Origin of the sequence: Rhizobium sp. RAF36 (assembly GCF_052114105.1) — a bacterium.
Taxonomy (GTDB): Bacteria; Pseudomonadota; Alphaproteobacteria; order Rhizobiales; family Rhizobiaceae; genus Rhizobium.
Map to the genome: position 1 here is coordinate 973,709 of NZ_JBFREC010000002.1, position 18,912 is coordinate 992,620.

General features: G+C 62.5%; 24 protein-coding genes. 9 read left to right on the top strand and 15 right to left on the bottom strand.

Annotated elements, in window-relative coordinates; all coding sequences use genetic code 11:
* Positions 1-17 precede the first annotated feature (17 nt).
* Positions 18-662 carry an HD domain-containing protein gene (locus AB4Z25_RS10685; RefSeq protein WP_112537265.1) on the bottom strand — a complete coding sequence of 215 codons (645 nt, stop codon included), beginning with the start codon at positions 660-662 and terminating at the stop codon, positions 18-20.
* Between the two features lie 161 nt (positions 663-823).
* Between AB4Z25_RS10685 and AB4Z25_RS10690 the strand changes: the two genes are divergently transcribed.
* Complete coding sequence (locus AB4Z25_RS10690) at positions 824-1,297, top strand: VOC family protein (protein WP_112537266.1); 474 nt, start codon at positions 824-826, stop codon at positions 1,295-1,297.
* A gap of 6 nt (positions 1,298-1,303) precedes the next feature.
* On the opposite strand, the gene AB4Z25_RS10695 is transcribed toward AB4Z25_RS10690, so the two are convergent.
* The 5 genes from AB4Z25_RS10695 to AB4Z25_RS10715 form a co-directional block, all read right to left on the bottom strand.
* Complete coding sequence (locus AB4Z25_RS10695) at positions 1,304-1,591, bottom strand: type II toxin-antitoxin system RelE/ParE family toxin (protein ID WP_442207974.1); 288 nt, start codon at positions 1,589-1,591, stop codon at positions 1,304-1,306.
* Positions 1,588-1,869: an antitoxin of toxin-antitoxin stability system gene (locus tag AB4Z25_RS10700; RefSeq protein WP_112537267.1), complete on the bottom strand. Its 282-nt coding sequence runs from the start codon at positions 1,867-1,869 to the stop codon at positions 1,588-1,590. Before AB4Z25_RS10700 ends, AB4Z25_RS10695 begins: the two co-directional genes overlap by 4 nt.
* Positions 1,870-1,929: 60 nt before the next feature.
* A complete protein-coding gene (gene tam / locus AB4Z25_RS10705) occupies positions 1,930-2,700 on the bottom strand; it encodes a trans-aconitate 2-methyltransferase (protein WP_112537268.1) in 771 nt (256 codons plus the stop codon).
* A 160-nt stretch (positions 2,701-2,860) separates the two neighbouring features.
* Complete coding sequence (locus AB4Z25_RS10710; RefSeq protein WP_112389800.1) at positions 2,861-3,310, bottom strand: cupin domain-containing protein; 450 nt, start codon at positions 3,308-3,310, stop codon at positions 2,861-2,863.
* 36 nt (positions 3,311-3,346) lie between these two features.
* Complete coding sequence (locus tag AB4Z25_RS10715; RefSeq protein WP_112537269.1) at positions 3,347-3,973, bottom strand: cysteine hydrolase family protein; 627 nt, start codon at positions 3,971-3,973, stop codon at positions 3,347-3,349.
* 101 nt (positions 3,974-4,074) lie between these two features.
* Between AB4Z25_RS10715 and AB4Z25_RS10720 the strand changes: the two genes are divergently transcribed.
* The gene (locus AB4Z25_RS10720) at positions 4,075-4,935 is read left to right on the top strand and encodes a LysR family transcriptional regulator (RefSeq protein WP_442207975.1); all 861 of its coding nucleotides are present in this window, start codon (positions 4,075-4,077) and stop codon (positions 4,933-4,935) included.
* Here the strand turns inward: AB4Z25_RS10720 and AB4Z25_RS10725 are convergent.
* Both AB4Z25_RS10725 and AB4Z25_RS10730 read right to left on the bottom strand, forming a co-directional pair.
* On the bottom strand, positions 4,932-5,999 hold the full coding sequence (locus AB4Z25_RS10725) for a patatin-like phospholipase family protein (RefSeq protein WP_112537270.1): 1,068 nt from the start codon (positions 5,997-5,999) through the stop codon (positions 4,932-4,934). The two genes, AB4Z25_RS10720 and AB4Z25_RS10725, sit on opposite strands and share 4 nt — an antisense overlap.
* A 127-nt stretch (positions 6,000-6,126) precedes the next feature.
* A complete protein-coding gene (locus AB4Z25_RS10730; protein WP_112537271.1) occupies positions 6,127-7,167 on the bottom strand; it encodes a zinc-dependent alcohol dehydrogenase family protein in 1,041 nt (346 codons plus the stop codon).
* A gap of 230 nt (positions 7,168-7,397) precedes the next feature.
* Here AB4Z25_RS10730 and AB4Z25_RS10735 point away from each other — a divergent pair, with 230 nt between their 5' ends.
* Positions 7,398-8,285: a branched-chain amino acid aminotransferase gene (locus tag AB4Z25_RS10735; protein ID WP_112537272.1), complete on the top strand. Its 888-nt coding sequence runs from the start codon at positions 7,398-7,400 to the stop codon at positions 8,283-8,285.
* A gap of 28 nt (positions 8,286-8,313) precedes the next feature.
* On the opposite strand, the gene AB4Z25_RS10740 is transcribed toward AB4Z25_RS10735, so the two are convergent.
* The 3 genes from AB4Z25_RS10740 to AB4Z25_RS10750 all read right to left on the bottom strand — a co-directional run bounded on the left by AB4Z25_RS10740 (position 8,314) and on the right by AB4Z25_RS10750 (position 10,798).
* On the bottom strand, positions 8,314-8,847 hold the full coding sequence (locus AB4Z25_RS10740) for a GNAT family N-acetyltransferase (protein WP_442207976.1): 534 nt from the start codon (positions 8,845-8,847) through the stop codon (positions 8,314-8,316).
* A gap of 126 nt (positions 8,848-8,973) precedes the next feature.
* A complete protein-coding gene (locus AB4Z25_RS10745) occupies positions 8,974-9,372 on the bottom strand; it encodes a tautomerase family protein (RefSeq protein ID WP_112537274.1) in 399 nt (132 codons plus the stop codon).
* A gap of 193 nt (positions 9,373-9,565) precedes the next feature.
* On the bottom strand, positions 9,566-10,798 hold the full coding sequence (locus AB4Z25_RS10750; protein ID WP_112537276.1) for an MFS transporter: 1,233 nt from the start codon (positions 10,796-10,798) through the stop codon (positions 9,566-9,568).
* Positions 10,799-10,971: 173 nt separating this feature from the next.
* Between AB4Z25_RS10750 and AB4Z25_RS10755 the strand changes: the two genes are divergently transcribed.
* The 4 genes from AB4Z25_RS10755 to AB4Z25_RS10770 all read left to right on the top strand — a co-directional run bounded on the left by AB4Z25_RS10755 (position 10,972) and on the right by AB4Z25_RS10770 (position 12,935).
* Entirely contained in the window at positions 10,972-11,322 is a 351-nt protein-coding gene (locus tag AB4Z25_RS10755; RefSeq protein ID WP_112537277.1) for a nuclear transport factor 2 family protein, read from the top strand.
* A gap of 223 nt (positions 11,323-11,545) precedes the next feature.
* Positions 11,546-11,692, top strand: a complete 147-nt coding sequence (locus AB4Z25_RS10760) for a hypothetical protein (RefSeq protein ID WP_162698656.1) — start codon at positions 11,546-11,548, stop codon at positions 11,690-11,692.
* 90 nt (positions 11,693-11,782) lie between these two features.
* Positions 11,783-12,112 (top strand): GCG_CRPN prefix-to-repeats domain-containing protein, encoded by a 330-nt coding sequence (locus AB4Z25_RS10765; RefSeq protein ID WP_112537278.1) that lies wholly within the window; start codon positions 11,783-11,785, stop codon positions 12,110-12,112.
* A gap of 172 nt (positions 12,113-12,284) precedes the next feature.
* Complete coding sequence (locus AB4Z25_RS10770; RefSeq protein WP_442207977.1) at positions 12,285-12,935, top strand: pyridoxamine 5'-phosphate oxidase family protein; 651 nt, start codon at positions 12,285-12,287, stop codon at positions 12,933-12,935.
* A gap of 34 nt (positions 12,936-12,969) precedes the next feature.
* Here the strand turns inward: AB4Z25_RS10770 and AB4Z25_RS10775 are convergent, their stop codons facing one another.
* From AB4Z25_RS10775 to AB4Z25_RS10790, 4 genes are all read right to left on the bottom strand, one after another.
* On the bottom strand, positions 12,970-13,776 hold the full coding sequence (locus AB4Z25_RS10775) for a hypothetical protein (protein WP_112537280.1): 807 nt from the start codon (positions 13,774-13,776) through the stop codon (positions 12,970-12,972).
* On the bottom strand, positions 13,773-15,134 hold the full coding sequence (locus AB4Z25_RS10780) for a hypothetical protein (protein WP_442207978.1): 1,362 nt from the start codon (positions 15,132-15,134) through the stop codon (positions 13,773-13,775). Before AB4Z25_RS10780 ends, AB4Z25_RS10775 begins: the two co-directional genes overlap by 4 nt.
* Before the next feature lie 350 nt (positions 15,135-15,484).
* A complete protein-coding gene (locus AB4Z25_RS10785) occupies positions 15,485-17,011 on the bottom strand; it encodes a hypothetical protein (protein ID WP_442207979.1) in 1,527 nt (508 codons plus the stop codon).
* A 210-nt stretch (positions 17,012-17,221) separates the two neighbouring features.
* Complete coding sequence (locus AB4Z25_RS10790) at positions 17,222-17,551, bottom strand: hypothetical protein (protein WP_112389813.1); 330 nt, start codon at positions 17,549-17,551, stop codon at positions 17,222-17,224.
* 212 nt (positions 17,552-17,763) lie between these two features.
* Here AB4Z25_RS10790 and AB4Z25_RS10795 point away from each other — a divergent pair, with 212 nt between their 5' ends.
* Together AB4Z25_RS10795 and AB4Z25_RS10800 are read left to right on the top strand one after the other, a co-directional pair.
* Positions 17,764-18,366, top strand: a complete 603-nt coding sequence (locus AB4Z25_RS10795) for a superoxide dismutase (protein WP_112389814.1) — start codon at positions 17,764-17,766, stop codon at positions 18,364-18,366.
* A 198-nt stretch (positions 18,367-18,564) separates the two neighbouring features.
* Positions 18,565-18,693 carry a hypothetical protein gene (locus AB4Z25_RS10800; protein ID WP_310291523.1) on the top strand — a complete coding sequence of 43 codons (129 nt, stop codon included), beginning with the start codon at positions 18,565-18,567 and terminating at the stop codon, positions 18,691-18,693.
* Positions 18,694-18,912: the final 219 nt, after the last annotated feature.

The following is an 18,912-nucleotide window of genomic DNA, read 5'->3' on the forward strand; positions in this document are numbered from 1 at the left end:
GCCGGCCGCCCGGCATGTCAGGTGTCCTGTGGCGCCGGCGCCAGGATGCCCTGCTCGACAGCCAGCGTGATCAGCCGCGCGCTGAGTTCGCCCAATGTATCGGATGCCACGCCGATCGGCAGCATGCGCCGTTCGACGCTTGCTGCCGTCACCCCGGCCGAACCCCAGGTGCCGCCCTCGGTGAAGAAATTGTGCAGCAGCGGCTGCAGCCGGTCCATGGCATTGGCAAAGCGCGACTCCGCTGTGGCCTTCGCCTCGAATTCGTCCCAGAGCGCCCGGAATTCCTTCGCCTGATCATCCGGCAACAGCGCAAAAATACGCTCGGCGGCCTTCAACTCCCGCTCCGCCTGGCTGGCGGCAAGCACAGTGTCGTAGGCAAAGGTATCGCCCGCGTCGATCTCGACGATATCGTGGATCAGCAGCATCTTCAGGACGCGCAGAAGCTCGACCTTCTCGCGCGAATGCTCCGAAAGCACCATGGCCATCAGCGCCAGCTGCCAGGTGTGCTCGGCATCATTCTCGACGCGCGAGCGATCCAGAAGCGGCGTCCTGCGCAGCACCGTCTTCAGCTTCTCGACCTCGAGAATGAAGGCCAGCTGCTCCATCAGCCGGCGATTGCCGAGAAAGCCTTCGAGATAATCGGCGGTGATCTGTTGGCGCATGTCAAACTCCTCATGCTGCGTGACGGCAAGGCGGGCGGGTCAGGCCGCCGGTGGCGTAGCATCGAACCCCGCCAAGCGCCATATCGCGATGTCAGGACTGGAGAAATCCGCAGCGCTCCTTATGTCATTCCCGACGGCAACAAGCGGGGAGGAAACGCGACATGGCCAAGAACACCATCTGCCTCTGGTATAACGGCGACGCCGAGGAAGCCGCAGGCTTCTATGCCGCGACCTTTCCCGACAGCGCCGTCACCGCTGTCGTCCGGGCGCCGGGCGATTATCCCGATGGCAAGCAGGGCGATGTGCTGGTGGTCGAATTCACCGTTGCAGGCGTCGCCTGTATCGGCCTCAACGGCGGTCCGGCCTTCCCGCAGAGCGAAGCCTTTTCCTTCCAGATCGCGACCGAAACCCAGGAAGAAACCGACCGCTACTGGAACGCCATCGTCGGCAATGGCGGCAAGGAAAGCGAATGCGGCTGGTGCAAGGACAAATGGGGCCTCTCCTGGCAGATCACCCCACGCGTGCTGAGCGAGGCTCTGAAAGCCTCTCCCGCCGAAGCCAAGCGCGCCTTCGACGCGATGATGACGATGCGGAAGATCGACATTGCGAAGATCGAGGCCGCGCGGCGGGGGTGAGGGGGCCTATTCGCCCGTCAGAGGCGGCCATTGCCTGGCAGTATGGACCCAGCGCAAGGATCCACACACTGTCCCGCGAAACTTCGTAGACGATACGGTAGCTTCGATGAGGAATGAGTTCCGCGTCCCTTCGACAAGGCCGGGTTTTCCGGAGTGCGGGAAGCCCGCGAGCCGCGCGATCGCATCGGCGAACCGTTCATCGATGGCGACGGCGGCGTCCATATTGTCGGCGGCGAGATGCTGGAAAATTCTCAGGCGATCGAGTTCCGCCTGCGGAGTCCAAAGGATTTTCATCGCCCGGCTTTTTGAATGGCCTTGCGCATGTCTTCGAAGACGGCGTCAACTTCGGTGGACGGCCGTCCCTGGCCGGCCGCCACGGATTTCCGTGCGGCCTCGACCTTCCTCTTCACGAAATCGCCGTAGCCGGCTTCCTCGCTCTGCTGGTCGACGAAGTTGCGCACCAGCGCCGCGATCAGCTCTTCCGGCTCTCGCCGGGCCGACTTTGCGGCATGCAGAAATGCATCGGAAAGATCCTTATCCAGCTCGAATTGAAATACGTTGCGCTTAGCCATCGACGTCTCCTGCCGGCTGGTTCCGAGTATGGACGAGACCAGCCGCCGGGCAAGCAGCCGTTAGCCCTTCACCGCCACCATGAAAATCCGCGGGAAGCGCAGTAGTACCCGGCCGTCGGCCATTTTCGGATGGGCCTTTTCGATGCGTTCCAGGTAATCGGCCAGAAACGCCTCGCGATTCTCTTCGCCGGCCTGGGCGAGATAGGGCATCAGTCCGGTGCCCTTCAGCCATTCGACGATCGCAGCCGCATCCGCCATCGGGTGGTTGTAGATCGTGTGCCAGATATCGACGCGAGCAGCCTTGGCGGAAAGCCGGCTGTAATAGGTCGAAGCCGGCGGCAGCGGCTTGCGGCGCACGCTCTTCTTCTCGAAATTAGCCTTCCACGGCCCGGCATGGGCGGTTTCTTCCATTGCCAGATGCGTCGGCTCGGAGAGATTGTCGGGCATTTGTACGGCCAGCACACCGCCGGGCGCCAGTCCGTCCATCAGCCGGTCGAAGATGTCGAGATGGTCGGGCAGCCATTGGAAGACGGCATTGGCAAATAGCAGATCGGTCTCGCCCGAAGGATGCCAGGTGGACAGATCGGCCTTTTCAAAGCGCGTCTGCGGCAGGCGCTTGCGGGCTGCTTCCAGCATGTTGTCGTCGCTGTCGAGGCCGGCGACGTTGTCCGCACCATAGCGATCGACGATAAGCTCAGTCGAATTTCCCGGTCCGCAGCCGAGGTCGATGGCGTGTCTGACGGATGCCAGCGGCACCTGCGCCAGGAGATCGCGCGCCGGGCGCGTCCGTTCATCCTCGAATTTGACGTATTGGCTGGCAGACCATGCCATGGCGGAACCTCCTGCTGATATGTGCTGTGCGCGGAGCGCCGATCAGTGCGCCGCGGGCCATCTCTATCAGCAATCCGGAGCCGCTTATACGCGCGCCGCGATGACAAACCGGTGAACATCAGTCAAAAAAGGCGCCCGTTACAGGCGCTTTTGCTCATGCTCAGGCAGCCCGGATCCGCGTGCTTCCGCTATTGGCTGCCGCACCCATCCGCTGTGCTGCCACCGGCGAGCCGGAGGCTTCCGCCGGAGCCGCAAGCTGACCTGCCGCATCGCTGTCGATGATCGCCGAAAACGCCGCTGCCGTGGCCCCGTCGTTGCAATAGCCATGCGCCTGACCGGCCGAAATATGCAGGATGTCGCCCGCAGAAACCGCGATCTCCTCGCGGCCCTGATCCGTCATCCGCCAGACCGTCAACCGGCCTTCGATGATGCGCAGCACCTGTTCGCTGCCGATCGTTTGCGCGGTGCCGGAAACACCGGCGGGCACGCTGACATCGACGATGCTCAGCCATGCGCCCTGCAGGCGCACCGTGCGTTCGATGCGCTCGGCAGCGACGAAAAACACCTTGGAGCCCGTCTGAGCAAAGGTTTTGACACTGGAGTTGGACATTAACGTCCCTTTCATTCTTTTTCTTGCGGCAGCCCGTTAGACCTTCGCAGCCGGTTTGGCAACCTCCGAGATGTCGCGGACAACAGTCGCGAAACGATCGGCGATCTCTGCCAGCGCTGTGCGCTGCACCGTTTCGGCCGGGATGACGCCGCCCAGCGGATCCGGCAGATCGCGGGTCGCCGTGGCCGATGCGACGACGGTCGCCTGCAGCCCGAGGTCGAGGGCAGCCCGTGCGGTGGCCCCGATGCACATATGCGTCATGAAGCCCACGAGGATCAGTTCCGTTCGGCCGGTATCCGCAGCAATCGCGGCTAGGGTCGCCTGGAGTTCGGTTCCGGCAAAGGCGTTGGGCAGCGTCTTCGAAATGATCGGCTCACCGCCGGCAGGCGTCAGCGCAGGCATGATACCGGCGCCATGCGAACCGGCTGCAAACAGCCAGCTGTCGGCTCCTGACAGGTGGATGACATGGACAACCGGAACACCGTCAGTGCGCGCCTTGCCAAGCAGGCTCTGGATTTCTCTGGTGGCACCGGCAACGCCTGAAAGCGGCAGGCTGCCATCTGCATAGTCATTTTGCGCATCGATGATGACGAGAACCGCTTTGGTCCAGTCGGCGGCTTTCGCGGTGACGCCGGAGCGCTGAAGAAGGGTGAAGGGAGCCATGCGTTCATCTCCTGTTTTACAGATGGAGAATGATGTAACGCCTTTCCGCCTGATCGGATATTCGCTAATTATTCGCAATGGATGAGCAAAAACGCACAGATATGGATTGGGAAGATCTCCGCTTCTTCGTAGCGCTCGCCAGGAATCGCAGCCTCTCGGCGGCGGCCCGCGCACTGAAGGTCAACCATGCCACCGTTGCGCGTCGGATATCCGCGCTCGAGTTGAGCCTCGGCGCGCAGCTCTTCGAACGCCGCCCCGATGGATATGTGCTGACGGCGCAGGGGCAATCGATATCGGCAGAGACTGCGGCGATGGCGTCGGCCGCCTCTGCGATCCGTGACCGAGTCGTCTCGCCGGAGGGGCCGGGCGGACGGGTACGGCTGACGACCATCCGTTCGGTTGCCGATCTGCTTCTCGCGCCACATCTCGGCCAGATCCTCGATGGATTTCCCGGCATCCAGCTCGAGATCCTGACGGATGTCCGTATCCACAGTCTGGCGCATCGCGAGGCCGATATCGCGTTGCGTCTCGGCCGCCCGAAGGACAGCGACCTGACCGGCAAGCGCGTTGCCACCATCACGCACGGCTTCTACGCCAGTGCGGCGATGGCTGCCCGCTGGCGGGCAGGCGAGGCCGTGCCCTTGATCGGCTTCGATCTCGACAGCGAGCAGTTGATCGCCGAGGCGAGATGGCTCGAAACGCACTATGCGCATCATTCCTATTCGGTGCGCTCCGGCAGCACCATCACCCAGGCGGTTGCCGCCGCAAACGGCATGGGCGTCGTCATGCTGCAACGCTTTCAGGCGAGGGAATATCCGTCGCTCGTAGAGATTGATTTCGGCGCTGTCATGCCGGGCCGCGAGCTCTGGATGCTCGCGCCATCGGGCCTCATGGGCGTGCCAAGGGTCAGCGCCATATGGGAGCGTCTGGCCATCCTGTTTGCGGGCCTTGGCGATCTCTAGCGCTTCTTCTCCGCCTTGATCCGCTTAACGACCGCATCCAGCACCGCACTGTTGCCGGTAATGAACCGCTCGGCCACCACCTTCAGCTGTTCGATATTCGTCGTGCTGGCATCGTCCAGATCGTCGTTGGCGCCCTGAAGCGCGCCGTCGATGCGGAAATAGGCAAGGGTCTCGGGCTTGGCAAAGCTCATGTCGGTCGAGCCTTCGGCATTCAGCCTGGCGCCCTTGGGGTTCAGCAGCTTGTTTGCCTGATAGGCCGCCGTGCTTGCCTGTCCCTGCATCAGCACGGAGATGAGCGGCGTGCCGTTCTGCGGGTTGATCCAGCCGAAGGCACCCCAGTTCTTGGCCTGCTGATAGGGGATCTTGCGGTTCTGCCGCCCGGTGCCGAGCGACAGCACGACGAAGCTGTCATCCGCCGCCTGCCAGAGTTTTCGCGCTTCGACATAGGCCGCCAGCACCGGATCGTTGGCAAACACGCCGCCATCGATCAGCGGGATCTTTCTTTGCGCGTCGCCTGCCGGTTTGCCGAGGTTCTCGACCAGCGCCGGCTCGAAATAGGTGGGCGCGGCAGAGGAGCCGCGCGCCGCTTCCCAGAAGCGGAACTTGGCGTTCTCCATATCGCAATTGGTCATGAACACGGCTTCGCGCTGGTGAATGTCGTAGCCGGTGATCAGCACTTTCGTCAGTCCGTCGGCAATCAGCGTGTTGGCGCCGAGACGGGCCTGCAGCTTCTCCTCCAGCGCCGTCGCATCGTAGCGCTCCTCCTGCCATCCGCCGATATTGAGAATGCGGGCGATGATCTTGGAATAGAAGATGTCCTTGCCTTCGTCGGCATAGAGCTTGACGAGATCGGCAGGCGTGCAGGCGGCGATCTTCTTGTTCTTGGGGTTCGGGCAGGTCAGCCCGGCGGCGATGATGGCGCCGGTCGAGGTGCCGCCGATCAGGTCGAAGGCCTCGTGCATGGCAAGGTCCTTCAGGCGCTTGGCAAGCTCGGCGATCACAAGTGCAGGAATGAGGCCGCGGATACCGCCGCCATCGATCGATAGAATAAAACGAACCGTCATGTTCCCCTCCGCTCCGAAATCATTCCGGGCGGAAGGGATTATGCTTCATGTATTATAAATTGCAACTCGACTAAATACACCAATAAATAGTTAACGATTGCGCTTCGACTGTGCCGTTGCGGCACGCCTAGAATTGCGTGATCACGCTGATGCCGAGCCCCTCAGATCGTTCCATCGCGGTAAGGGCGGGCACGGCATCGGCCAGGCTGATCCGCTTGCCGATCAGCTTCTGCGGCGCGATCTTGCCGGCCGAAAGCATCGCCAGCATCGCGTCATAGCGCCAGGCCTGCATGCCGTGGCTGCCGTAGATCTCCAGCTCGTGACCGATTACCTGCGCCATCGGGATTTGCGGCGTCGAATGGTCGCCGAGCATCAGGCCGATCTGCACATGCCGTCCGCGGCGCCGCAGGTTCTTGATCGAGTTGAAGCAGGTGACGGGATGGCCGAGCGCATCGATCGAGACATGCGCGCCGCCCTTGGTGATCTCGCGCACCGCCTCGGGCACGTCGCCCACCGTGGCCGCATTGACCGTCGCCACCGCGCCGCATTCGCGCGCAAAGGCGAGCTTCTCGTCGGAGATATCGATAGCGATCGGATTGGCGCCGAGGGCGGCGGCAATCATGATGGCCGAAAGGCCGACGCCGCCGCAGCCATGGATGGCGATCCATTCGCCGGGTCCGGTGCGCGCCTGATCGGCGACGGCGCGGAAGGAGGTGGCGAAGCGGCAGCCGAGGCTGGCCGCCGTCGCATCGTCGATCGTTTCAGGCAGATGCACGAGGTTGGTCTCGGCATAGTCGATCGCCACATATTCGGCGAACGAGCCCCAATGGGTGAAACCCGGCTGAAACTGGTTGGGGCAGACCTGCTGGTTGCCGGAGTGGCACTCGCCGCAATGGCCGCAGCCCGAGACGAAGGGCACGGTCACCCGGTCGCCGACCTTGAAACGCATCACGCCCTTGCCGGTGGCGACGATCTTGCCGGCCAGCTCATGGCCCGGCACATGCGGCAGGCGGATATCGGGGTCGTGCCCCATCCACCCATGCCAGTCGCTGCGGCAAAGCCCGGTGGCGCCGACGGCGATGACGACGCCGTCTTCCGAGGGCGAGGGATCGGCCACGGTGCGGATCTCCGGCAGCTTGCCGAAGGCGTCGTAATACATGGCTTTCATGGTGCTCTCCCGCGTTCGAATCCGGCCCTATGATGGCACGGCGCGCGCCTCGCTTTATATCATTTTTGCTGATCGATCCATCGCATCGGCGTGAAGGGCGGAGACGGATTGTTGCGGCGGGGAAAGCGCATGCGCCATTTTCTTGCGTCCGCTTTTTGAGCGATAGTTTCTCCTTGACCCCGCCAGTTTGGAAGGATTTTGCTTCTGCAACTTGTTTGAGGAGAAGAAAAATGGCCGTCAACACAGCGCCCCGTTCCACCACCTGGACCTATGTCGATGGCGAGTGGCTGACCGGCAATCCGCCGCTGATCGGCCCGACCTCGCATGCCATGTGGCTCGGCTCCACCGTCTTCGACGGCGCCCGCTGGTTTGATGGCATCGCGCCTGATCTCGACCAGCACTGCCAGCGCATCAACCGCTCGGCCGTCAACATGGGCCTGAAGCCGACCAAGACGCCCGAGGAAATCGAGGCGCTCGCCTGGGAAGGCATCAAGAAGTTCGACGGCAAGACGCCAATCTATATCAAGCCGATGTACTGGGCCGAGCATGGTGCGCCCTTCAGCGTCGTCACCGCCGATCCGGAATCGACCCGTTTCGTGCTCTGCCTCTTCGAAGCGCCGATGGGCGGCCATGGCGGCTCGTCGATCACCGTCTCGCCCTTCCGCCGCCCGACGCCGGAGACGGCGATGACCGAGGCCAAGGCTGGCTCGCTCTACCCGAATTCCGGCCGTGCCATCGCCGAAGCCCGCGCGCGCGGCTTCGACAACGCGCTGATGCGCGACACAAACGGCAATGTTGTCGAGACGGCTTCCTCGAACGTCTTCATGGTCAAGGATGGCGTGGTCTTCACCCCGGTCGCCAACCGCACCTTCCTCGCCGGCATCACCCGCGCCCGCGTCATCGGCCTGCTCCGCCAGGCGGGTTTCGACGTCCGCGAGGCAACGCTCTCGGTCGAAGACTTCATGAATGCCGACGAGATCTTCACCTCGGGTAACTACTCGAAGGTCGTCGGCGTCGTCAGGCTCGATGGCCGCGATTTCCAGGAAGGCCCGGTCACGCGCAAGGCGCTGGAGCTGTATATGAACTGGGCCTATGGGCGGACGGCGAGCGGGGAGTAGCGCCCGCTCCACCCTCAACGGCGCGCCGTCACACCGTCAGCATCCGCGTACGCTCATCCTGCGTGATTCCATAATCCTTGCAGGGCAGGCCGTCCGAAACCTCGTCACTGAGAAACGTCATCCCGAGCTTCTCGGCCACCTTGATCGATGCATCGTTGCCCGCAAAGATGTTGGCGACGATGCGTGGCAGGTTCAGTGTCTCGAAGCCATGGTCGAGCACCGGGCGGGCGGCCTCTGTCGCGTAGCCCTGGCCCCAGGCGTGGCGGTTCAGCCGCCAGCCGATTTCGATGTCGGGGCCGATCGTGTCGTAGGGGATCAGCATCACCCAGCCGAGAAACTGCTTCGGCGCGGTCTTGGCAAAGATCGACCAGTAGCCGAGGCCTTCGCCGAAATCGCTTTCCATGCGGTTGATGACGAAGCGCCGGTGCGCCTCCGGATCGGCCCAGGGGCCGGGAATATAGCGCGTCACCTCGGGGTCGCGGTCCATCGCCATACAGTCATCAAGGTCCGCCAGCGTCCGCGGACGCAAAATGAGACGGTCGGTGACGAATATCTGCTGCAAGCGCTTCTCCCTGTCGCTCGGTACTCTCACGTAAACGCAATCATAGCGGCAGAAGTTGCGAGGGCTAGGGCCAATCGACATTCAGGATCGGCGATGGTCTTAATTGGGATGCTGCCAGACGCACCACTAGCGGGCATCGAAAGCAATGGGTGGCGCAAACAGCCCGCCGCCAAACGACCCGCTTGTCCGGTCGGTCTCGACGAAGAACACCATGATGTCGTTGGCATCGACGCCTGCTTCCGCAAGCTTCTCAACCAAGTCCACCACCAGCTTCTTTTTTCTGGAGATCTGAGTTCCCGTCGACAGGAGAACCTCGATCAGAAGCAACTGATCGGTGCGTGGTTTGGGTAGATCCGGATAAAGTGGATCCACTCTCAAATCACCAGGGTCGAGAGCAAGAAAGCGCTGAAAGAAATCGTCTTCCGGATACCCGGCGGCGATGGATGCGGCATGGATGGCTCTGGAAAGCCGATCCTTCTCATGGGCTGACCGGCTTGATTTCATTGTGACGGTGAAAATAGGCATTGGAGCTATTCCTCGATATCTGGCGCGCTTCAACGAGCTGCCTGTGGAATATCGGCGAACGTGACCGGTCAGAAAACCAGCAAATATCGAAGCGTCAGTTCCATGATTCGGGATGGTTTGGTCAGGGTTCCGCCGGGGCAATTCCGGATCAAGAAATACACGCCAAAAGCGGAGGTCAGCACACCTTTGGCTTCTAGTGCAGCTCTTGGTCTTTTGGCTTCACAAGCCATGTAAAGGCGGCACCGGCGGCAAGCAGGACACAGGTTCCCAGGAAAACCGAAGGCATGCCGATATGGCCGCCGACGAAGCCGCCGAGCACCGGCCCGGCCACCTGGCCGACATATTGCGACGAGACCGAGAGGCCGAGAATGCTGCCCGCCGCGCTGTCGGGCACGCTATGGCGGATCACCGCGGAGATGCAGGGCAGTAGCCCGCCGAGCGCGATCCCCATCAGGAAGCGCAGGATGATCAGCTGCCAGGCGCTGGTGACGAAGGCCTGCGGGATCAGCAGAACCGCGGCCACCGCCAGCGCGCCTGCAATCACAGGCCAGTGGCCGATGCGGTCGGCAAGCTTTCCGAGCCGCGAGGCGGAGAGGATGCTGCCGAGAGCCGCTGCCGACATGACAACGCCTGCGATCATCGTCACGCTTGCCTGATCCGTGACGAGATCGGCGACATAGACGGTGATGATCGGCTCGATCGACATGTTGGCGAGCATCAGCAGCATGCCGGTCAGAAGCATGGCGATAACAGGGCCCTTGTCCGGGATCGAGCGCCAGCCGCCGCTGGCCTTGGCGGCCTGTTTGCGGGCAGGGGACTTCTCTTCCTTGATCAGAAAAGCGGTGCCGAGGAACGCCAGGAAGATGAAGGCACCGGCCGCCAGAAACGTGCCGCGGATGCCGATCAGCGGCGGCAGCGCCCCGCCGATCAGCGGGCCGACAAGATTGCCGGCCATGATGCCTGACGACAGCATGCCGAGCGCCCAGGCAGAGCGGTCCTTCGGCGTCTGCGTCGCCACCAGCACCATCGAACCGGAGGAATAGCCGCCGGCCAGGCCGACGAACAGCCTGAGCGCCACCAGCTGCCAGACGTCTCCCGCCATGCCCATCAGCGAAATGGCGATCGTCATGCCCAGACTGGCGCGCACCAGCATCAGCTTGCGCCCATAGATATCGCCGAGCCTGCCCCAGAGCGGCGCCACGAACGCGGCGGCAAAGAAGGTCGCGCCATAGGCGATACCCGACCATTGGACGATCGCCGCATGATCGCGGACGCCAAGCTCCTCGACATAGAGCGGCAGGAAGGGAAGCAGCAGCGTCATCGCCACGATCGTCGTGAAGGAGCCGATCAGCGAGACGGCGAGGTTGCGTTTCCAGTAAACGGACCCGGCCGCGGCGTCGGCTGCGTTCATCGGGGTATCAGTCATATCAGGGGTTCTCTATGCGTCTTCGGGAGCCTTGGGGCGCGGGCAGCCTACGCCCGGCTTATCCCGGTGCCAAGGACGGATAGCGCCCGAACCGTCGGCTCATTTGCGGCTTTCACTGGTTTCCGCTATAAACTGATTGCAAATAACAACCGGAAAAGAGGAGGAGGTTTGCGATGAGTGTGACGGACGATCGAGAGCAGATGATCCGCGCCCTGTTCGCCGCCTATCTCGAAGGCCGCAAGGATATCGTCAGCGCAATGCTGTCGGATGATTTCACCTTTTCCAGCCCGCGAGACGACCACATCGGCCGTGAGGCTTATTTCGACCGCTGCTGGCCAGAGCCGCCACCCTTCCGCAGTATCGAGATCGAGTACCTCACCATCTCCGGCGACGAAGCCGCCATCCGCTATCGCGCCGTCAAAAACGACGGCTCCGCCTTCCGCAACATGGAAAGCTTCCGCTTCAAGGGCGGGAAGATCGTCTCGGTCGATGTTTATTTCGGGCGTGAGGCCAATGATCGATGACGACGAATGCTGCGATCGCCGGCCGCTTTTCAGATCTTGCCTGGGGACAATTCACGGCGGCCAGGACCGGTTCCGAAAGCGCCAGGGCCGCCGTGCCATCCTCATCCTGTCCATTAACGGGAAAAACACGTGGGTTTAACCATGTTGCTTAGCCTTTGATTCATCCTCCCAGAGCAGTTTGCGGCCGGGGTGGCTGGGAACCAACCTCGAAGGATCGGAAGCTATGACCTATGCACTTGTGCTCTTCTCGGCCGTGACGGCGATCGTGGTGTCGATTTCGGCGATCGGCACGGCGCCGGCGCCAAACAGCAAGTGGCCGGAAATCCACCCGGAAAAGACCTCCAGACTGGTGCAGGCGCACCGGCCCTGATCCGCCACATTTTGCATGAACGGCGGGTTCATCGCCGGTTCAGGGCAGGGGGCTAAATCTCTCGCCTGGCTGGATTTTTGGAGAACCGCAATGAAGATCATCACGCTGGCAGCAGCGCTCGTTATCGGAGGCCTTTCGGCACTGTCAGCCGAAGCGATGCCGGTTGCGCCGCTTGCCGTGGACAACGCCGCCGCATCCGATGTGACCAAGGTGGATTACGCCTGCGGCCGCGGCTGGCACATGACCCGCTGGGGCGAATGCCGCCGCAACGACTATCGCCGCCATGCACCGCCGGTCCGCTACTGGCACCGTCCTCCGCCACCGCGCTGGGGCTGGGGCGGCGGCTGGGAACGCCCGCGTCCCTATTACCGCGACCGTGATCGCGGCTGGGATGGCGGCGGCCGTTACGACCGCTACTGAGCGATAGTAAAGCGAATAGCAAACCGGGGCAGAGGCCCCGGTTTTTTGTTTTCGTAGCTCAGCGACGCTTCGGCGATTGATCTCTGTTGATGACAACCGGCGTTTGGTGTATCTCATGAATGAGGTACGTACATCATTTCGGGCATCAACTGGAACGTGGGGAGGCAGGACAGTGGAAGCATTCAATCCAAAGCCGGAATTTGCCATCAGAGACGAGGAGGCACTTCGGGGCCTGTTCGAGCCGACCCATGCTCTCGCCATACAGAAGTGCCAGAACACGCTGGGCAGGCACGCGCAGGAATTTATCCGCCGCTCGCCGTTCCTCTGCATCGGCACACAGAGTTCGAATGGCAGCGCCGATGTCAGCCCGCGCGGCGACCCTGCCGGTTTCGTGAAGATCCTGGATGAGCGCACCTTGGCGATACCGGACCGTCCGGGCAACAATCGCCTCGATACGCTGGTCAACATTCTGGCCAATCCAAATGTCGGATTGCTGTTCATCATCCCGGGGTTTGACGACACTTTGCGGGTGAACGGGACTGCCACTCTGGCGCGGGACCCCGGCCTGCTCGAGAGCATGCGCGTCAACGATCGTGCGCCGAAACTCGCAATCGTGGTCACTATCAGCGAAGCCTTCATGCATTGCGCAAAGGCGTTCCGTCGCTCCCATCTGTGGAACCCTGAAAACTTCCAGGACCGCAGCGGAATGCCGTCGCTGGTGAAGATCATTCTGGACGAAACGACCGGGGCGCCTGCCGACGCGTCGGCAATGCGCAAGATCGATGACGATCTCGAAGCCGACTACAAGAGGACGCTCTACTAGCGCCGGGATATTCCGGCGGGCCGCTGCCTCGACGTCACTTCACCTTCGCGGCAGCCGCGCTGACCTTTTCGGGTGTTGTCACCAGCGCGAATTCCTTCATCTCGGCGGGCTTCAGGTAATAGAGCCGGTCCGGCGGGGTTTCCATCGCGTGGATCCAGAGGCCGGGCTTGATGCCCATGGCGTCGAGATGGCGGGTGACATCGGCGGTGGTGCGCTGTGCATCCGACATGGCGCGCTCGGGCGACAGCTTTTCTTTCGTGCCGTTGAAGACCTGATGCACGCCGATCACCACGCCGTCATCGGCGCTGCGGCTGACGCCACCGGAAAGAATGATCGGGCAGGAGGAGGCGCAGAGCGCGCCTTTCGCCACCGTTGTGCCGATCTTCCGCTCGCGGATCAGCTTCGACATGGCGAGCGCATCGCCGACCGCGCCACCCGGCGAATCCAGCGATACCGTCTTCACATATTCGCCACGCGCCTCGATCTCCTTCTGGAAACGGCCGGCGGCGCCGTATTCGATCGCGCCGCGCGCCAGCAGAACGCCGCGTGGTTGAAGCTCGAATGTCATCGGCTGCTTCAGGAGGTCGACACTGGTGGTGATCTCGGACGGGGCATTGTCGGGCTCGCCATCGGTCAGCGCTGGCGGCAGAACGGGCATGCTGTCAGGGGCGGGATCGAAGACCGGCAGCTTGGCATTGGCGATGCTGAGATCGCGGAAGTCGATCACCAGGAAGGCGACGGCGGCGGCGATCAGCGCATGCAGCACCAGCCGTGGCAGTGTCGAGTCATCGACTTGAAGCAATCGTCGCTTCAGGTGCTCGCCTGCCGCTTCGATCTTCATGTCTGCGGTCCCTTGCGTGGCGGCTTACCGGGCAGGTCGAGGCTGGTGACGTTGGAGGGTTCTGGCTCATGTTCCCCGGCGGCCTGCACCTCGGACGCCGCTTCGGCATGCCCATCCGCCTTCGCCGCGGCCTTGGCTTCCGCCCGGGCAACGACGGCCTCGATATCGATGCCGCGCGCCTGCAGCGCCCGCTGAACCTCGATTGCCTCAAGAAGCTCGGCGGCGGTGATCCGCTCGGCAAAGGGCATGCTCTGCTCCTGCCGCCGCAGCGCGCCATGGGCGACCGAAAGCATCAAGACCAGCACGCCGGGCAGAAGGTCGATCGAGATCGCACCGGCCCAGCTGGGGATGAAGTCCGAGGCGTAGCGCAGCACGGCTTCGGCCGAAGACAGCGGCACGAAGCGCCGCTCGCCGACAGGTTCGCGGGCGAGGATCTGGTCGGCTGCCTGCGACAGCACTTTCGATTGCGCGGCGACGGAGGAGCGGATCGTCTCCATCACCTGGTCCTGCCGGTTGGCGAGATCGACCTCGCGGCCATCGGCGACAGGGGCGATGAAGCCGAGCGACAGATCTTCGGCGGCACGCTTGACGGAGGGTGCGATCGAGGTCTGCTCCAGCGAGGTGATGACGCCGGTCAGCGTCACCACTTCGGCTGCGAACTGATCGGCGCGCTGGTCGATGGCACCGGGCGCCGAAACCAGCGTGCGCATGGTCTCCAGATGCTTGCGTCCGTCGTCGAAGAGGGTGGTGACGCGCTCGCGCGAAGCATTGATGTTGTTCTGCAGCTCGGTCAGTTGCGAAGCCATCTGCGACAAGAGTTGCACGACGCTGCCGGCGCCCGTGGTGCCGGTCAGCGCGCCAGTCTCGCGCTCCTGATCGGCGAGCCGCTGGAAGCGTTCCTGCGTGCGCTGGATATCGGGCAGCAGGCTTTGTGCCGCCTGCGCATTCTGGTGCGCCCGGTCTAGATCGCCGGTGTAGTCCTCCAGCGTTTCGGCCAGATGCTGTTCGAGCGCTGCCGAGCCTGCAAGGGCCGCCGCGTTCAGCCAGCTCGCCATGGCGATGATCATCGCGCAGCCGAGCGCCATGATGCAGAGCAGGGCGGTGCGCGCCGCCACCGTCGTCACATGTGGGTAGAAGCGGGCGAGATAGGTCCAGAAGGCATAGATCGCCACCGAAACCGCCGCCGAATAGATCAGCGCCGCAAAGAAGGTGGAGGTCGGCGAGCCGTCGAGCAGGCTACGCACGCCGAGATAGGTATAGACGCCGGATGCGAGCGCCAGAACCGCCAGCGCAAAGCGCGTCATCGTTTCCACGGCTTCGATGCCGTCATGCAGGCGGTGAGATGCGCCAAGCGCCATGATATTCCTCCGGTCGGTATCCTCTTAAGAAACCTTAGAGCGTTTCCTGGCTATATTGAAGCATTCTGCCGGAGCAGGTTTTCGACAGGGCAAAGGCGATTGGCGAAGGGCATACCTCGGGTACGGTCGAGCCGATCGCCTTTGATCCTGGCGGAAAGATGCCCGGCCCCTGCGGGGTTGGCTGAAACGGGCCGCCTGATCGACCGGCTGGCTTGGCCGTAGATCTTGGCTACGACGCGCGCCAGCCGGTCGACCATCCGACTCCGTTTGAGCCAACAGAATGTTTCAATATAACCAGGAAACCCTCTAAAAATCCCGGCGAAAACAAGGCCTTCAAAATGAGCGGGCGCTTACTCCGCTGGCGGTACGCGCGCTGGCTCGCCGGAGAATTCCCGCTCACCGCCAAAGCTATCGCCCGAAGAGCGCAGCGACTTCTCCGAAATGTCGATCAGCGGGGAGAAGGTGGCTGCCGGCATGCGCACATCCTCGGGTTCGTCGAACGCAGCAGGTGAAGACCTGTCGCCGCGGGCGACCTCCAGCTGGCCGTTCAGGATGGCGCGTTCGGCGCGCAGCTGGCGGATCTCGGATTTGGCGATCTCCAGGCTGGTGCGCAGCTGGCCGATTTCGTGGCGGTCGCTGTCCATGCGGGTGTCGAGGTCACGCCGCATGGCGTCTGCTTCCCGGTCGCGGCGCGTGCGCAGGCTTTCCGCCTCCCGCAGCTTCACCGTCAGTTCGTTATTATAGGCGGAAAGCTCGCGGCGGGCGGTCTCGCTCTCGGTGCCGCTCATGCGGGCGCGGCGCAGCTCTTCCTCGACGCGCTCGGCGCGCGAGATGGTGGCCGCGAGCTCGGATTTCAGCCGCTTCATCTCGCCGCGCGCCGATTGCAGTTCCTCGTCGGTCATCTTGTTGCGGCCGTTCGCGGTGATCAAAAGCTTCTCGACCAGCTCGGCTTTGGAGCCGACGGCGTCGCTCTTGGTCGTCAGGTGGGCAATCTCGAGTGCCGAAGAGGTGGTGACCGTATGCAGCTCGACCTCGGCGCGCTTGTGGCGCTCCTCGACCAGCGACAGTTCCTGCCTCAGGCTGGCGACGGCCGTCTGAAGATTAGAAACCAGCGCTTCCTGCGCCATCAGATTGCTCTTCAGGTGACCGCGCTCTTCCGTCAGCCGGGCGATGTCGCGGGCCTGCACAGCGCTTTCGCGGCGCGACGTCTCGGTCAAGAGCTGGTGTGCCGTCGTTTCCAGATCGAGCTTTTCACGCGTGGCGGACAGTTCGCGGCTGCGGCTGTCGAGCTCCTGCTGCGCGCGCTTCAGAAGCATCGAGGCTTCGTCGAACTGCATGATCCGTCCGGCAAGCTCGCGCTCGGCGTCGAGCAGCCGTGTCTCGATGATCGAAAACTCTTCGCAGGTGATGCCGTGGACGCTCTGCAGCTTGGTCAGCTCTTCGCGCACCGCTTCGATCTCGATGCGGAACTGGCCGTTGGCGGTGCGGATGTCCTTGTTCTCGGCGGCAAGCCGCGCATTGTCCTCGTCGGCCTTGCGTCTCGCGCCGCTCTCGTAGTCGAGCAGCGAGCTGATGCGGGCGCATTCGGCCTGCAGCCGTCCGGTCTCGGAAAGCGAATGGTCATGGGCGCCGAGAAGCGTGGTCACGCGGTCCTGCAATGCGGAAAGCCCCGCTATCAGCTCCTTGGAATTGCGCTGGTTTTCCTCAAGCACCGATCCGAAGGCCTGGAACTCGTTGATCTCGGGCATCTGGTAGGGCTGCGGCGCCGTTGCCTGGGGCGTCATCGGCTGTTCGGTGATGGAGGCCGGCCGGTAGGCCTGGCTGTTCGTGCGGATATCCGTCTTGCCCGGCTCGTCGCCCCGGCGGAAAAAACTCATGACCATCACTCGCGCCCCAAAAGATCGATGTCAAAATGCAGTTTCGAATTATCAATTCACGCTAATTAAGTTCGTCCTATCAAAGGTTGTTCTAACGATCTTTGCCCGGATAACTTGTGGCGCATCTAGGACCGCAAACCCGCCGCCTGTCAAAGCACCGTTCGATGAAATCAACAGTTTTTTAAGATTTGGACGGGCAGCGAGCGCTGCTTATTCTTCCGGCAGCAGGTTCAGCTTGTCGGTCTGCAGCTCGCTGCCGATCTCGGCGGCCTTCGACTGCTTGTCATAGACGCAGATATGGGTGACGAAGCCGTTGGCGCCCTTCGGCCGGCCGGTCACCAGCGCAAGTCCGTAATGCTCGCTGCCGAAGGGATCGACGACGGCGCGTGCCTCGTCGATCGAGACGGTGGCGGCCGCCTTGCACTTGGCTTCGACATCGGCGGCAAAATCCTTCCAGGCGTCGTCGGAGGAGGCGAGAGCGCTGCCGGCGCACAGCGGCAGCAGAAGGGAGACGGAAAGGCGGATTTTATTCCTCTGCATCAGGGGCCTCGTTCGGTTCGCGGTGGCGTATCGTTCGGGTTTGTCTGTGCATCATCGGTGATTTTACCCCTCAAAGCCAAGCCCGCAATCAAGGCAATTTTTCCTCTGAGGCTGCCTTTTTTGATGTTTCCGCCGTTGCCACTGGCAGGTTCCGCTCCTATGTTCCGCCTCACCTGCCGATCACGCAACCCATTGCCAAGAGGAGACTTACCATGGCTTTTGAATTGCCCGCACTCCCGTACGACTACGAAGCGCTTTCGCCTTTCATGTCGAAGGAAACGCTGGAGTACCACCACGACAAGCACCACAAGGCTTATGTCGACAACGGCAACAAGCTCGCGGCTGAAGCAGGTCTGGCCGATCTCTCGCTCGAAGAAATCGTCAAGAAGTCGTTCGGCACCAATGCCGGCCTCTTCAACAATGCTGCCCAGCACTACAACCACGTCCATTTCTGGAAGTGGATGAAGAAGGGCGGCGGCGGCAACAAGCTGCCGGGCAAGCTCGAAGCGGCCTTCAACTCCGATCTCGGCGGCTACGACAAGTTCAAGGCTGATTTCGCCAATGCAGGCGCCACGCAGTTCGGCTCCGGCTGGGCCTGGGTTTCCGTCAAGAACGGCAAGCTCGAAATCTCCAAGACCCCGAACGGCGAAAACCCGCTCGTCCACGGCGCCACTCCGATCCTCGGCGTCGACGTCTGGGAACACTCCTATTACATCGACTACCGCAACGCCCGCCCGAAGTATCTCGAAGCCTTCGTCGACAGCCTGATCAACTGGGACTACGTCCTGGAGCGCTACGAAGAAGCCACGAAGTAATCGGTTCGAAGCGAACGGATTTGAAAACACCCGGTGCGAAAGCGCCGGGTGTTTTTGTTTGCGCAAGGTGCGCCCGCTGCGGCGGGTGTCAGCGCTCCGGACAGGATTTTCCGTTTCCGCGCCCGCGAACATGCTGGAGCCGCTTGCAATTTTCCGCGAATAGGCTGCTAGCTAGGGTTTCAACCGGAGGAGCAAATTATGGCCAAGGGTCAGGTTCGCAGCAACAAAGAGACACGCAAGCCGAAGAAGGACAAAGTGGCGGCCAAGGCCCCTCCCGCTCTCGGCTCGCAGGTCAAGTCGAGCGAAAGCGACGTCAAGAAGAAGTAATTGGCGCAGAGTGACGCCAATCATCATCGCTGCCGTCGCTGACGGCAGCGATGTTCGCGCGTGCAAAGCCCGCGCCCCGCAGAACATTGCGATCTCCACGGAAGATCCGACATATCCAACCGCACCAGCGATCGTGCGGCGGGCAATCGTCACGCCCGGCCGGCGACTCACACGCAGCAATTCCTTTACATTTCGTCCTACCGGCACGACGGAGGGTGT

What these genes read in the sequence shown, in the direction of transcription:
- AB4Z25_RS10790 (WP_112389813.1), bottom strand. Translation starts at nt 17,551, where the DNA reads ATGCAGAGGAATAAAATCCGCCTTTCCGTCTCCCTTCTGCTGCCGCTG.
- AB4Z25_RS10700 (WP_112537267.1), bottom strand. Translation starts at nt 1,869, where the DNA reads ATGGCTAAGCGCAACGTATTTCAATTCGAGCTGGATAAGGATCTTTCC.
- AB4Z25_RS10755 (WP_112537277.1), top strand. Translation starts at nt 10,972, where the DNA reads ATGAGTGTGACGGACGATCGAGAGCAGATGATCCGCGCCCTGTTCGCC.
- tam (WP_112537268.1), bottom strand. Translation starts at nt 2,700, where the DNA reads ATGGCATGGTCTGCCAGCCAATACGTCAAATTCGAGGATGAACGGACG.
- AB4Z25_RS10735 (WP_112537272.1), top strand. Translation starts at nt 7,398, where the DNA reads ATGGCCGTCAACACAGCGCCCCGTTCCACCACCTGGACCTATGTCGAT.
- AB4Z25_RS10720 (WP_442207975.1), top strand. Translation starts at nt 4,075, where the DNA reads ATGGATTGGGAAGATCTCCGCTTCTTCGTAGCGCTCGCCAGGAATCGC.
- AB4Z25_RS10765 (WP_112537278.1), top strand. Translation starts at nt 11,783, where the DNA reads ATGAAGATCATCACGCTGGCAGCAGCGCTCGTTATCGGAGGCCTTTCG.
- AB4Z25_RS10695 (WP_442207974.1), bottom strand. Translation starts at nt 1,591, where the DNA reads ATGAAAATCCTTTGGACTCCGCAGGCGGAACTCGATCGCCTGAGAATT.
- AB4Z25_RS10690 (WP_112537266.1), top strand. Translation starts at nt 824, where the DNA reads ATGGCCAAGAACACCATCTGCCTCTGGTATAACGGCGACGCCGAGGAA.
- AB4Z25_RS10780 (WP_442207978.1), bottom strand. Translation starts at nt 15,134, where the DNA reads ATGGCGCTTGGCGCATCTCACCGCCTGCATGACGGCATCGAAGCCGTG.
- AB4Z25_RS10725 (WP_112537270.1), bottom strand. Translation starts at nt 5,999, where the DNA reads ATGACGGTTCGTTTTATTCTATCGATCGATGGCGGCGGTATCCGCGGC.
- AB4Z25_RS10795 (WP_112389814.1), top strand. Translation starts at nt 17,764, where the DNA reads ATGGCTTTTGAATTGCCCGCACTCCCGTACGACTACGAAGCGCTTTCG.
- AB4Z25_RS10760 (WP_162698656.1), top strand. Translation starts at nt 11,546, where the DNA reads ATGACCTATGCACTTGTGCTCTTCTCGGCCGTGACGGCGATCGTGGTG.
- AB4Z25_RS10685 (WP_112537265.1), bottom strand. Translation starts at nt 662, where the DNA reads ATGCGCCAACAGATCACCGCCGATTATCTCGAAGGCTTTCTCGGCAAT.
- AB4Z25_RS10730 (WP_112537271.1), bottom strand. Translation starts at nt 7,167, where the DNA reads ATGAAAGCCATGTATTACGACGCCTTCGGCAAGCTGCCGGAGATCCGC.
- AB4Z25_RS10715 (WP_112537269.1), bottom strand. Translation starts at nt 3,973, where the DNA reads ATGGCTCCCTTCACCCTTCTTCAGCGCTCCGGCGTCACCGCGAAAGCC.
- AB4Z25_RS10785 (WP_442207979.1), bottom strand. Translation starts at nt 17,011, where the DNA reads ATGAGTTTTTTCCGCCGGGGCGACGAGCCGGGCAAGACGGATATCCGC.
- AB4Z25_RS10745 (WP_112537274.1), bottom strand. Translation starts at nt 9,372, where the DNA reads ATGCCTATTTTCACCGTCACAATGAAATCAAGCCGGTCAGCCCATGAG.
- AB4Z25_RS10710 (WP_112389800.1), bottom strand. Translation starts at nt 3,310, where the DNA reads ATGTCCAACTCCAGTGTCAAAACCTTTGCTCAGACGGGCTCCAAGGTG.
- AB4Z25_RS10775 (WP_112537280.1), bottom strand. Translation starts at nt 13,776, where the DNA reads ATGAAGATCGAAGCGGCAGGCGAGCACCTGAAGCGACGATTGCTTCAA.
- AB4Z25_RS10800 (WP_310291523.1), top strand. Translation starts at nt 18,565, where the DNA reads ATGGCCAAGGGTCAGGTTCGCAGCAACAAAGAGACACGCAAGCCGAAG.
- AB4Z25_RS10750 (WP_112537276.1), bottom strand. Translation starts at nt 10,798, where the DNA reads ATGACTGATACCCCGATGAACGCAGCCGACGCCGCGGCCGGGTCCGTT.